The organism is Rubripirellula reticaptiva (assembly GCF_007860175.1).
GTDB classification, from domain to species: Bacteria; Planctomycetota; Planctomycetia; order Pirellulales; family Pirellulaceae; genus Rubripirellula; species Rubripirellula reticaptiva.
The window spans coordinates 495,761-507,867 of record NZ_SJPX01000002.1; the positions used below are offsets into that span (position 1 = coordinate 495,761).

At 56.7% G+C, this 12,107-nt stretch carries 10 protein-coding genes; 4 read left to right on the forward strand and 6 right to left on the reverse strand.

The window, feature by feature from the left end:
- Positions 1-12 precede the first annotated feature (12 nt).
- On the forward strand, positions 13-1,155 hold the full coding sequence (locus Poly59_RS08105; RefSeq protein ID WP_246151599.1) for a glycosyltransferase: 1,143 nt from the start codon (positions 13-15) through the stop codon (positions 1,153-1,155).
- 87 nt (positions 1,156-1,242) lie between these two features.
- On the opposite strand, the gene Poly59_RS08110 is transcribed toward Poly59_RS08105, so the two are convergent.
- Together Poly59_RS08110 and Poly59_RS08115 are read right to left on the reverse strand one after the other, a co-directional pair.
- Positions 1,243-1,866 (reverse strand): superoxide dismutase, encoded by a 624-nt coding sequence (locus Poly59_RS08110; RefSeq protein WP_146533590.1) that lies wholly within the window; start codon positions 1,864-1,866, stop codon positions 1,243-1,245.
- A 195-nt stretch (positions 1,867-2,061) separates the two neighbouring features.
- Positions 2,062-4,407 carry a sensor domain-containing diguanylate cyclase/phosphohydrolase gene (locus Poly59_RS08115; RefSeq protein ID WP_146533591.1) on the reverse strand — a complete coding sequence of 782 codons (2,346 nt, stop codon included), beginning with the start codon at positions 4,405-4,407 and terminating at the stop codon, positions 2,062-2,064.
- Between the two features lie 416 nt (positions 4,408-4,823).
- Between Poly59_RS08115 and Poly59_RS08120 the strand changes: the two genes are divergently transcribed.
- Positions 4,824-5,402 carry a sigma-70 family RNA polymerase sigma factor gene (locus Poly59_RS08120; RefSeq protein WP_146533592.1) on the forward strand — a complete coding sequence of 193 codons (579 nt, stop codon included), beginning with the start codon at positions 4,824-4,826 and terminating at the stop codon, positions 5,400-5,402.
- 43 nt (positions 5,403-5,445) lie between these two features.
- On the opposite strand, the gene Poly59_RS08125 is transcribed toward Poly59_RS08120, so the two are convergent.
- The gene (locus tag Poly59_RS08125) at positions 5,446-5,790 is read right to left on the reverse strand and encodes an ATP-dependent Clp protease adaptor ClpS (RefSeq protein WP_146533593.1); all 345 of its coding nucleotides are present in this window, start codon (positions 5,788-5,790) and stop codon (positions 5,446-5,448) included.
- A gap of 189 nt (positions 5,791-5,979) precedes the next feature.
- On the opposite strand from Poly59_RS08125, the gene Poly59_RS08130 reads away from it, so the two are divergent.
- On the forward strand, positions 5,980-7,362 hold the full coding sequence (locus Poly59_RS08130) for a dipeptidase (protein ID WP_146533594.1): 1,383 nt from the start codon (positions 5,980-5,982) through the stop codon (positions 7,360-7,362).
- 141 nt (positions 7,363-7,503) lie between these two features.
- On the forward strand, positions 7,504-8,778 hold the full coding sequence (gene serS, locus Poly59_RS08135; protein WP_146533595.1) for a serine--tRNA ligase: 1,275 nt from the start codon (positions 7,504-7,506) through the stop codon (positions 8,776-8,778).
- A gap of 13 nt (positions 8,779-8,791) precedes the next feature.
- Here the strand turns inward: serS and Poly59_RS08140 are convergent, their stop codons facing one another.
- The 3 genes from Poly59_RS08140 to Poly59_RS08150 all read right to left on the reverse strand — a co-directional run bounded on the left by Poly59_RS08140 (position 8,792) and on the right by Poly59_RS08150 (position 12,102).
- Positions 8,792-10,594 carry a prenyltransferase/squalene oxidase repeat-containing protein gene (locus Poly59_RS08140; protein WP_246151488.1) on the reverse strand — a complete coding sequence of 601 codons (1,803 nt, stop codon included), beginning with the start codon at positions 10,592-10,594 and terminating at the stop codon, positions 8,792-8,794.
- Positions 10,591-11,001: an ExbD/TolR family protein gene (locus tag Poly59_RS08145; RefSeq protein WP_146533596.1), complete on the reverse strand. Its 411-nt coding sequence runs from the start codon at positions 10,999-11,001 to the stop codon at positions 10,591-10,593. Before Poly59_RS08145 ends, Poly59_RS08140 begins: the two co-directional genes overlap by 4 nt.
- 66 nt (positions 11,002-11,067) lie before the next feature.
- Entirely contained in the window at positions 11,068-12,102 is a 1,035-nt protein-coding gene (locus Poly59_RS08150; RefSeq protein WP_146533597.1) for a MotA/TolQ/ExbB proton channel family protein, read from the reverse strand.
- Positions 12,103-12,107 lie beyond the last annotated feature (5 nt).

Consider the following 12,107-nt stretch of genomic DNA (forward strand, 5'->3'; position numbering starts at 1 on the left):
ATCATCACCAGCATGCCGGTTGGCGGCGCCGAAACTCTGCTCGTCAACATGATGCGGAAGATGAATCCTAGCGTGATTCGTCCGCAGGTCATTTGTCTGAAAGAACCCGGTCCCTTGGGCGAATCGATTGCTGACGAGTTTCCGGTTCACAGCAATCTGTTGTCTGGAAAATTCGATCTCAGGATCCTGCCTCGACTAGCCAAGCTACTGCATCGGATCCGTGCCGACGTGGTGGTTACTGTCGGTGCAGGCGACAAAATGTTCTGGGGACGATTGGCGGCTCACGTCGCAGGCGTTCCAGTGATCACATCAGCACTCCATTCAACCGGGTGGCCAGATGGCGTTGGCAAGCTGAACCGAACGTTGACTGGCGTGACCGATGGTTTCATCGCTGTCGCAGACTCGCATGGAGAGTTCTTGCATGAATTCGAGCGATTTCCTAAGTCAAAAGTCCATGTGATTCGTAACGGCGTCGATTGCACACGATTCGCTCCCGATGCGAAAGCGCGCGAAGAGGTACGACGCGAACTTGGACTTGCAGCGGAGACGCCGCTGCTAGGAATCGTGGCCGCGCTACGAAGCGAAAAGAACCACAGCATGCTGGTACGCGTCGCCGCCAAGGTTCGCGGCACACACCCTGACGCTCACTGGCTGATTGTCGGTGATGGTCCCGAACGCCCCGGCATCGAGTCGCTGGCAAAGGAGCTCGAGATCGCGGATCGAATTCACATGCTGGGAACACGTCACGACACGCCACGTTTGGTTGCGGCGCTTGACATCTTTACGCTGTGTTCACTCAATGAAGCATCTCCAGTTTCGATTCTAGAAGCACTCGCGTGCGAGGTTCCCGTCATCGCGACCGATGTCGGATCGATTAAGGAATCGGTCATCAACGCCGAAACGGGATGGATGGTTGAATCCGAAGATTTGGACGCGATGGTCGACCAAGTCAACCAACTGTTGTCCCGTCCAAGCGAGCGGCAAGCAATGGGAGCGGCTGGCCGCGCATTGGTCCAACAAACCGGTTCGCTCGATTCGATGGTCGCAGGATACACGCAATTGGCGATCGAACTCTACGATGCTCGCGTTCGCCAAGCAGCAAGCGCGAAAGTGATTGCCGAAGAGCGTGTCTTGAACGTGAAATCTCAGGCCTAACAACCCAGGCCTGAGGTTCCCCTGATACCAGGAATCTTCCTGATATACGCCCTCATTCGAACTTATTCGAGACGCGACGTCGCCGAACTACTTAGCGGCAGCGAATCGTGCAGCGACAGCATCCCAATCGACCACGTCCCAGAATGCCGTGACATAGTCAGGACGACGGTTTTGGTAGTTCAGGTAGTAAGCGTGCTCCCAAACGTCCAAGCCCAACACAGGCGTTCCGCCGATACCGGCAACTGCAGCGCCCATCAGCGGACTGTCTTGGTTAGCGGTGCTGCCAACCTTCAACGTGCCGCCTTCGACATACAACCAAGCCCAGCCGCTTCCAAAACGAGTTGCGGCAGCGGTTGCGAACAGTTCTTTCATCTTGTCGAGCGATCCAAATGCCGAATCGATCGCAGCGGCCAAGTCGCCCGATGGAGCGCCGCCCTTGCCGGGGCCCATCACGGTCCAGAACAACGAGTGGTTTGCGTGACCACCGCCATTGTTGCGAACGGCACCTTTCTTGTCATCCGGAACCGATCCCATGTCGGAGATCAGTTCTTCGATCGACTTGCTTTCCAGCGGCGAGCCGCTGATCGCATCGTTGACTTTGGTGATGTACGCCTGATGGTGCTTGGTGTGGTGAATTTCCATCGTCTTAGCGTCAATACTTGGCTCGAGAGCGTTGTACGCGTAAGGCAGTTGGGGCAGTGTATAGGCCATGGCCGAGAACTCTTGGGTTAGGACAGTTGAGCAGAGTTGTGCTGAGGATTCAGCACCGGCATTTTCTGTGCCGACTCTCTTAGTGTCCAGTACAGTAGCCCGCCGTCCAGCCCCCAAGCCTTGACGCCTACAATCCCGCGACAAAAGCAACCCGATCGTGAGGCTATCGTGATTTAGCCCAACCAGACCGCGTATTTAGCTAAGGTCCGACCGTTTCAGTTCGCCCATCAAGTAGCTTCGCAGACTGTTGATGACTTGCGAAAAACAGATCGCGACTTCTTGTCCGCGTCGATCGCGGTTTCGAATCGGCTGCAATTGAGCATGGACATTGGTGCGAATGCGTCCACGTCGTGCCGAGGATTCTTCGCGTCCTTCACTGAGCGTCAATTGAACGCGTATCGCCATTTGCTGATCCGCTCGACGCCGCCCGCCACGCGAATAGGTGACATTCAACTTCATCGAGACTTGGTTCTCATCGACACTGATGATTTCGGCGTTGTGGTCAGCGATGAAACCGCGAAGTTTCTCGATGGCTAAGTCAACCGGAACCGGAGTGACAATATCGAACTCGCCATTTTCCGTCGACTCGGATCCTTTGAACCAATCGAACCAGCTGCGTCCGACAGCGGGTTCTTCGGAAGGCATTTGAACGACGTTTCCCGCCCCCAGCTGGATCACTCGGTTGCGTCCATTGTCTTTCGCTTTCAACAACGCTCGATCGGATCTCGACAGAACCGTTTCCGCACTATCGCCAGCTTGAAATTCAGTCACGCCAAAGCTAGCCGTGACGGCTTCCCCGCCGAGCGAAGGGAGCGGTGTGCCTTCCAAAGCGATCCGGATCGCTTCGGCTCGCTTCGATGCAGTTGCGTTGTCGCAGTTAGGCGCTAGCAGCAAGAACTCTTCGCCGCCGTAACGCGCCACGGTATCGCCATCGCGGCTGTGAGCACGCAGAACGGATGCAAAGCCCTTCAGTGCCTCGTCGCCGGCCGGGTGGCCGTGAACGTCGTTGACGCGTTTAAAATGGTCAATGTCACAAATGATCAAACTGAAACTCGGGCCACCAGCCTTGGTCGCAGCCGTCAACTCCTCGAGCATGTGGTCAAAGTGAGCTCGGTTGGCTACGCCAGTCAATTGATCCTGTGTTGTCTGATGATGTAGAGTTTCAAGCTTCTCTTCCAACGAAGTTTGGTCCGACAAGTCACGGACCGTAACAACGGTGCCGCGGATACCGGGCGTCGCCCCCGTCACCGGCGATACTACTAATTGAACCGGAGTCGGCACTTTCCCAGGTTGTTCGATCATCATCGACCGCGAAACCGTGTTGCCACAGGCCAAACAGTCACGAACCAGACACTCGTCCTCGTCGCGTCGGCTATCCGAACCTCGCAACCTCAGCGAATCATTGCTCCATGATTGTCCGGTAATCGCATCGGCCGCGATCGACGTCAGCCGCTGCATCGACTCGTTCCAGTGCGTGATCGTCCCCTCGGCATCGGTAAACACGACGCCATCTTTCAAATTCCCGAACAGGTGCTGGTAAAACAACGCTTCGCGTGTGGCTGGGCCTGACGACGCAGACTGCTCGGATCCCGGATTTGATTGAGACAATTCGCCAAGCGAGCCCCACATTTTCGGTGGCGTATCGCCCTGCAACTGACGAAGCCATCGATCAACAACACCGCCGTGCAACATTTCGGGACGATCTTCTAGCATGCGGCTGAACTCGGCCGCCAATTCAGGATCGAACTGCGACCCCGCGTTCTGCATCAACTCGCGAATCGCACGTTCACGGCTAAGTGCTGGACGATAGACCGTGTTGGTGGTCATCGCATCGAACGCGTCTGCAATCGCCAACATTCGTGAACCAATCGGCAACGCATCGCCGCGTGGTCCATCGCCGTGCCGCCGACTGTCGAACCAAGTGTTGGCATAGCGAATGATGTCCAGCAGTTCGGTGTCACCGGTACTGCCTCGAAGGATTTCGCACCCTAGCTCAGGAATCAACTCGATCGTCAACTGCTCGTCGACGGTCAACTTGCCTGGCTTTCGCAGAATACGATCGGGAATTCCGATCTTCCCCAAGTCATGTAGGAGCGCCGCCACTTCGATCCGATCTCGCGTGGCCTCGTCCAATCCCAGACGCTGGGCCCATGCCGAACAAGACAACGCGACTCGTAAGCTATGCGCCGCGGTCGGCGCGTGCTTCGTCCGAAGCGAGTAGAACAACGATGTCGCCATTCCTAAGCGAACGACTGCCAATCGATTCTCGAACTGGATGTCTTCCGGTTTTATCGCATTTTTGCTGCCCAGTTCGATTGCGGTCGGCGAGGCCGCATGCAGTTCGGCCAACAAATTTCCAACCAACGTATCGCTACTGATATGGGCGTCGATTTGGCGACCTGCATCCTTGGCGTGTGGGAACGAGTGGGCGTTAGGCAACGGCGTCAAAGGCGCAAGACCATAACCAGCCATGCTTTCCGGGATGATCGCCATCGGCACCGTAGCATCGGAAGGTACGGTCGAGTCGGTTGTATCAGTCATACGGAACAGGACGTGCAAAGAGAACGGTTGTTAGAATGAAGTCTAAGAAAGCCTAGGTCACACTGGGCAGGAAGCAATTTTCCTAGCTGGGCTTCTCAGCACCGAAAACCAGTACCGACGGCAAGTCTGCATTCCAGCGATGACTTCAGTGCGTATTCCAGCAAAGGTGTCAGAGTTTCCGTGTCCGAGCGGTTTTGCAGGCTCTTGGCGGTCTAGCCCGACCCGAATATCGGGGAATGCTTGCGATCCGCTGATTCCCTACCTACTATGCGTTAACCTTCTATCGACGCCGATCGGCCAGTGACAACGCATTCAATGAGCGCCGCGTCATATTCCGAACTGATCGATCGGGGGGGTGCCAGATCTGAAGGGTTCGGCGTTTACGGTTCTTTTCGTCTAATTTCGGTGCGTTTCGAGTGAGTCTCTCTGAGGTTGACCGCGTTCTGCTTCAACGATGCCTGGACCAAGCTCCACGCGCGTGGCAGGATTTCGTTGACCGATTCCTGGGATTGGTGGTTCACGTCGCCAACCACACGGCTCAATCACGCGGCGCATCGATCGATCAAGCGACGCGAGACGACCTTGTTGCCGAAGTTTTCCTGACGTTAGTCGCAGCCGATTTTGCCGTGCTGCGCCGCTTCCGCCGCAACTGCTCGCTAGCGACCTATCTAACCGTAATTTCGCGCCGCGTGATCGCGCGTCGATTATCGCAAACCGGCCCACCGATGGCTGACGGCCAAGATGTTGCCGATGATGGCGCCCCACCCGTGGCAACAGGCTCTCACTCGCAATCCCACGTTTCTCGGATTGACGACCAGGAAGAAGTTCAGCGACTGATGCTAAGGCTGGATCCGAACGAAGCCAACATCGTTCGGATGTACCACTTGGAAGGCAAATCGTACCAAGAGATCAGCAAAGCAGTCGGGATGAGCGAAAACAGTGTCGGCCCAGTGCTAACGCGGGCTCGCGATAAGATGCGAAACGGTCGCGGATAAGCGATCGGCAACCGCTGGATCCGCCAAGCACCGATTTCTAAACCTATTCTGAAATCGGTTCGATCGTTGCCGACATGCTGCCCTTACAGTGTGCGATCATTTCGTCTTTGCCGAACGCGTGAATCTGGTCACGTTTCAGTTCGGCATGTTCCATCGTCGTTGTCAAGCAAATCGCTTTGCCGCCGCTGTCGACTTGCTTGGCGATCTGAAAACCGGCTTCGATCGGATGATGGAACAACCGCTTCATCATCAACACAACGTAGTCGTAGCTATGGTCAGCATCATCCCACAGAATCACGTTGTAACGTGGCTGCTTCTTGGGTTTACGCTTCTGCTCGCGATTGATTTCAATTTGGGGCTCTGCCACCATCGTTTGCTGATCAGCCATTCTTGACCATGCTCCTTACAATCCGGATAAACACTTGTTCGGGGGTGAAAGTCACGCGGCGCACTAGGCCCAAAACACAGGACGCTACGATCCGGATTTTCGTTGCCCGCGTTGACTTCGTTATTGTAGCGCGGTCGGATGCCGATCGGCAGTCCTAAAAATGCACGAAAAAATTAAGGTACTTTCACGATGTCGACGACCGACCTGCTGGAATCCCTAAAAAAAGAGTCTCCCAGGCACCTCAACGAGCTGATCGAGTGGCTAAAAATCCCCAGTATCAGCAGCGATTCCAGCCGGAAAACGGACGTCACCAAGGCGGCCACTTGGTTAGTCGACAAGTTTCGCGGTGCCGGTTTGTCGGTCGAACTGCTGCCCACCCAAGGTCATCCGATGGTGCTAGCAGAAACGCCACCGATCAACGGTGCCCCCGTCGTGGTAGTTTACGGACACTATGACGTCCAACCAGTCGAACCGCTGGACGAATGGATTACAGGCCCGTTCGAACCAACGGTGCGCGACGGAAATCTGTACGCTCGCGGTGCGACCGACGACAAGGGTCAAGTCCTGACTCACGTGCAAAGCGTCTGCGACTGGCTGGCCAGTGGCAAAACACTTCCTCTGCAAATCAAGTTTTTGATCGAGGGCGAAGAAGAGGTCGGCAGCGAAAACTTGGAACGCATGCTGCCCGATTTGGCCGAACGATTGGCCTGTGACTGTGTCGTGATCAGCGATAGCGGCCAGTACTCGGATGGCCAACCGGCGATCACCTATGGGCTGCGCGGGATCGCGACATACGAATTGCAAATCGATGGGCCGAGCCAGGATCTGCACAGCGGTTCGTTCGGCGGCGCGGTGATGAACCCAGCAATCGCGTTGTCACACGTGCTGTCGTCGATGGTGGATGCCAACGGACGCATTCAAATCCCGGGTTACTACGACGACGTCGTCGAACTGAGCACCGCCGAGCGCGAAGCGTGGAAAAAATTACCGCAAGACGAAGCCGCATTTGCCAAGTCGATTGGCGTCAGTGAACTATTCGGCGAAGCGGGCTTCACGGCAGATGAGCGACGTTGGGCCCGTCCCACCTTTGACGTCAACGGGATCACGGCCGGACATCAAGGCGAAGGCGTCAAGACGATCATTCCCGCGACTGCCAAGGCGAAATTCAGTTTCCGCTTGGTTCCCAACCAAGATCCGGCGAAGATCACTGCGGCGTTGGAAACGCATCTTGCCAATCACATGCCACCGGGCGTGCGACACACCCTTACGCCTGACCACGGTGCCCCAGGAATGTTGGCCGACACCGAAAGCCGTTTCATGGCAGCGGCGAACCAAGCGATTGAAGGGGCGTTCGGCAAGAAGCCAGTGCTGATTCGCGAAGGCGGCTCGATCCCAATTGTGACGCGATTCCAAGAAGTGCTCCGGTGCGACTGCCTGCTGCTCGGCTGGGGTTTGTCGGACGACAACGCTCACAGCCCGAACGAGAAATTCCGCATCGCCGATTACCACCGTGGCATCCAAGCGTCCGCGCGGCTGTGGGAAGAACTCGGCAAGCTTTCCCGCCAGGCTTGAACCCCACCTGCCCAAGGGACTCGGCCGAACGCAGACCAGCAGATAAAGCGACCTTTGTTTGCTAATCTGTTTTGTTTGCTACTCTATTTTGTTCGCTAATTTAGCGTTTTTCCATTCCTTTCGCCCTTTCGCTTGTCCACCATGCTCGACCGAAAATTCATCATCCAGAATCTGGAACTCGTCCGCGAAAACTGCACCCGACGTGGTGTTTCGGCCGAAATCGACAAGATCGTTTCGATGGATGCCGAGCGACTAGAAACCCTGCGTCAGGCCGAAGATCTGAACCGGCAAGCCAACGAGGTCAGCAAGCAAATCCCCAAAGCAGCCGACAAGGAAGCTCGCCAAGCTTTGATCGAACAGGGCCGGTTGCTGCGTGAACAGAAGGACGCGGCGCAAAAAAAACATGACGAACTGGATACTGAAATTGCGGTGATCCAGTGCGACATTCCCAACATGACGCACCCCGATGTGCCGACCGGTGGGGAAGACGATGCCAAAGAATTATCGTTCGGCAAAACACCAAAACCCCACTTTGACTTCAAGCCGATCGACCATGTTGACCTTGGCGAAAAGCATGACCTGTTCGATTTCGAAGCCGGCGCACGCGTCACCGGAGCGGGCTTCTACTTCCTGAAAAACGAAGCTGTCCGACTCGACCTTGCTCTGCAACAGTTCGCAATCAGCCTATTGTCGGATCGCGGTTTCACTCCGGTGACAACGCCCGACATGGCGCTGACGCACATTCTGCAAGGCATCGGCTTCAACCCTCGCGGCCCCGAGACGCAAATCTACAGCATCGAAAACACCGAACTGAACTTGGTCGGCACCGCCGAAATCACACTGGGCGGGATGCTGGCCGGACAAACGATCGACTTGGACAAGCTGCCTCTGAAACTGTGCGGACTGAGCCACTGTTTCCGCACCGAAGCCGGCGCGGCCGGACGTGCGTCGAAGGGACTGTACCGAGTTCACCAGTTCACTAAAGTCGAAATGTTCGCATTCACGACTCCCCAGCAAAGCGACGCGACACACGCCATGATGCGTGACCTGGAATGCGAGATCTTTGACGCACTCGAAGTCCCTTACCGGGTCATCGATACCGCCAGCGGTGATCTTGGCGGCCCTGCCTATCGCAAGTTCGACCTCGAAGCCTGGATGCCAGGTCGAGGCGACGGCGGTGAGTGGGGCGAAGTCACCAGCACCAGCAACTGTACCGATTACCAAGCGCGGCGGCTAAACGTTCGTTACAAGCAGCCCGACAAGAAGGGCACCGAGTTCGTTCACACGCTAAACGGTACCGCGGTTGCCACCGGCCGCGCCATGATTGCGATCATGGAAAACCACCAGTGCTCCGACGGCACCATCAACGTGCCCAAAGCGCTGCAGCCCTGGGTCGGCAAAGCAAAGATTGGCTAAACAGCGAACGCCACTATTTCATTCGCGCGATGCGTTCTGAATCGCTTCGCAGCGAATGCCGGTAGTAAGCTTCCAGACACAGCGTCGCCATCGCTGTCGTGTAAACCGAGCCGCCGTAGCCACCCCAAACGGAATCGGTTGGCCAGCTACCGTCGGCGAGCTGAGTCGAAAGCAGTCGGCGTTTGAGGGCCGCGTTCCATTGGTCCCACGCCGCGTCCTGTAACTGGTGCAGTGCCAACGTTGCGTAGTACCAATAATAATAGTTGTCTTGACCGACGCCGGGCTGTTGCTGCAACAGATACCGTTCGGCTTCTTCGATCTCGGCCGCCGGAACCTTTTGACCGATCAGCAACCGAGTCGCCAGCGCCTCGGCCGTCATCGTACGGCTGGGCATTTCGCCGGCCCGGTAACAGGCCATCCCCCCCGTCGAACCCGCGCGAACGCTTCGCAGGAAACGCTCAACACCGTCGACCGCCCGCGCGTCGACCGGAACTCCAGCTCGATAACCTGCATCCAGCACCATCGCTTGCCAACCCAGCTGGCTCAAATCGCCTGGATCACCTGCCGTGTATCGCCATCCGCCGGTCGACGGATGCTGCATCGATCGCGTGAAGTTGATCGCTCGAGTCGCCGCCGCCACCGCCGAGGGATCATGCGTCAGTGCAGCAGTCTCGCACATCGCCAGCGCCGCCATCCCGTGGCTGTAATTGGCTGCGTAAATGGTCGCGCCACCGGCTAGCGATCCGCTGGATTTTTGAGTCCGAATCAGATACGCCAGACCTCGGTATGCGTTGTCGCTGTACTGGCCTTGTTGATGAGTTTGGCCGGCGCCTGTCAGCGCCAACAGCGATAGCCCCGTCAGCGCCGATTCGGATCGAGACCCCGCGTTGCCGCGAGTCATCCCTAGCGGCGCCCGCTCGATGCCAGCGCCGGTCGTACTTGGATCCCAAGCTCCATCGGCTCGCTGGGCACTGGCCAGAAACCGCAGCGCCGCCTCGACGGCTGCCTCGGTGCTTGCGTCGCCTCCGGTGCGAAGCAGTGCTTCGTCTTTAGCCTTGCCAACTCGATTGGCAAAGTCACTTTCGATGGCGCCAGGAACGGTAGCCGGCGGAGCCGTCGATGTGGACGCTGCAATTGCCTTCACCGCTTCCATGCCGTCGCCGACGTGCGCAACCACTGGCGTCTGCTCGGCCGCGGCCGACTGCGGCATCGGCACCGGCTCGGCTGTCTCTGTCACGCTCGCAGCAAACGCATCGTCCAAGAAGTCGCCCAACAACGAATCGATCGCCGTGCTCGACGACTCAGAATCGTTGTCCGTGGTTTCAGATAGCGACTCTGGCACAGGCTCGTCCGACATCGACAACGACTCAGGCTCGTCGACCGATTCCGATGCGGGTTCCTCTGGCGGCACTGGATTGGCAAGCAGATCTGTCAAGCTCGACACCGGCAGCGGTGCGAGCATCGCTTCAGTTTCGCCGCCCGCCGCATCTTCGGCCGACAAGTTGGGATCGAACGTTGTGAAGGAAATCGAATCGATGCCAGCTTGTTCATCAGTTTCCGGATCCGTGGTCGATGATCCGCCGCCGAGCGACGGCAGCAACGGGACCAAAAAAATCAGCGCAGCATGCAGCGCAATCGACAATACCAGGCAAATGACACCGGCTTGCCGTCCACCACGCCCACGACGGCGAAACAACCAGATCGTGAACCCCAGTGTCGCAACCGCCAGTGCGGCCACAGTGTAGACAAGACGCGGGTCGGCCCAAAGCGAATCGATCACCGATGAATCAAGCCAAGGATTGGCGGATTCCGTCAACGCTGCATCCTCTTGGTTGCGATACCGATTTGATCCACGCCGCTGATACGAACTGCCTGCAGAACATCAACCAATTGTTGTTGCGACCCATCCGCTTCGCCGCGCACGGCGATCTTAAGGCCTGGGTAATTATCGTGTTCTTGACGAAGCGTTTGCGTCAATTGACTCAGCGACATCGGCGTATCATCAAGCGTTACGGTCCCATCAATACCAATCGCAACCACACGTTCATCAGGCACGCGCGTCATCGATCGCATTTCACCGACGCTCGGAACGTTCACTTTGATGCGGCTTTCGGCTTCGCTGAACTTGCTGCCGACCATGAAGAAGATCACCAACAAAAACACGACGTCGATCATCGGCGTCAAGTTGATGGTCGCATCTTCCGAGGAATTTCGTTTTGACATCGCACCTATTCCGCGTAACTTGAATCTACTCTCAGCCCGAGCCACCCTCAGCTTGAGCCAGAGCAATTAGGCAGCTCGTCGTTTCCGGTTGCTCGTTCGATTTGAATTGCCAGCGCTTTCAAGCCCTTCGGCCGAAATGCAATCGACGACACGCTGGCACAACTTATCGATCTCGTTCAAATAGCTGTCCGACTTGCTGCTGAAATACATGTAGGCCAAGTAAGCCGGAATCGCGACAGATAATCCGCCGGCCGTCGTGATCAGAGCCACACTGATTCCCGACGCCAACATTTCGGGGCGACCGATCGATTCTTGGCTACTCATGATGTCGAATGCTTCGATCATTCCCAGCACCGTGCCCAATAACCCCAACAACGGCGCGACGTTGCTGATCGCGTGAAAGACTCGCAAGAATCGTTTCAACGACTCCGAAACTCGATCGCCCGCATCCATCACCGCCTGCTCGACCTCAAACATGGGACGTCCCCAGCGACGCACTGCCGCCTGGAAAACTTCGGCAACCGGACAATCAAATTCTTCGCAAATTTCCGTCGCTTCTTCGTAACTAAGCTGGCCATCTTCGACGCACTCGGTGAACCGGCGAACAAACGGACGTGGGATCACTCGGCCACGACGCAGCGCGATCATCCGTTCGATCGACAATGCAAACACGATCAGCGAGCAGATCCCAAGCGGCAACATCAACCATCCGCCCTGTCGAATCTTTTCAACAAACGCTGGCAACTGCCAAGGCTCGGATTCGGCTTCTACGTTTTCTGGCGAGTTGGCAACTTGGCCTGGTATCATCGCCGCCGCTGGAATTGCCGGAATTTGACTGAAAGCCTGAGGCTGTGAGTTTTGACGCTGCAAATTCTGAGGCTGTGCAGTTTGATATCGACCCGATTGATCGAAACTTTGCTGACCGTAATTTTGTGACTGCGGGAATTGTCCGTGAGCTGGTTGCATTGCCACCATGCACCACGTCGCCCCAATCGCCAATACAAAGACGGGCAATATGCGAGATGCTAGTGCGGCAAATTGACGACGTGAATTGGCGGGCTGATGCCGCAACAATCGACGTCGGTAAGGTGCAGAAGACATGTCGT

Coding starts and splice junctions, on each gene's coding strand:
- Poly59_RS08105 (WP_246151599.1), top strand. CDS start 13: ATGCCGGTTGGCGGCGCCGAAACTCTGCTCGTCAACATGATGCGGAAG.
- Poly59_RS08110 (WP_146533590.1), bottom strand. CDS start 1,866: ATGGCCTATACACTGCCCCAACTGCCTTACGCGTACAACGCTCTCGAG.
- Poly59_RS08115 (WP_146533591.1), bottom strand. CDS start 4,407: ATGACTGATACAACCGACTCGACCGTACCTTCCGATGCTACGGTGCCG.
- Poly59_RS08125 (WP_146533593.1), bottom strand. CDS start 5,790: ATGGCTGATCAGCAAACGATGGTGGCAGAGCCCCAAATTGAAATCAAT.
- Poly59_RS08130 (WP_146533594.1), top strand. CDS start 5,980: ATGTCGACGACCGACCTGCTGGAATCCCTAAAAAAAGAGTCTCCCAGG.
- serS (WP_146533595.1), top strand. CDS start 7,504: ATGCTCGACCGAAAATTCATCATCCAGAATCTGGAACTCGTCCGCGAA.
- Poly59_RS08145 (WP_146533596.1), bottom strand. CDS start 11,001: ATGTCAAAACGAAATTCCTCGGAAGATGCGACCATCAACTTGACGCCG.
- Poly59_RS08150 (WP_146533597.1), bottom strand. CDS start 12,102: ATGTCTTCTGCACCTTACCGACGTCGATTGTTGCGGCATCAGCCCGCC.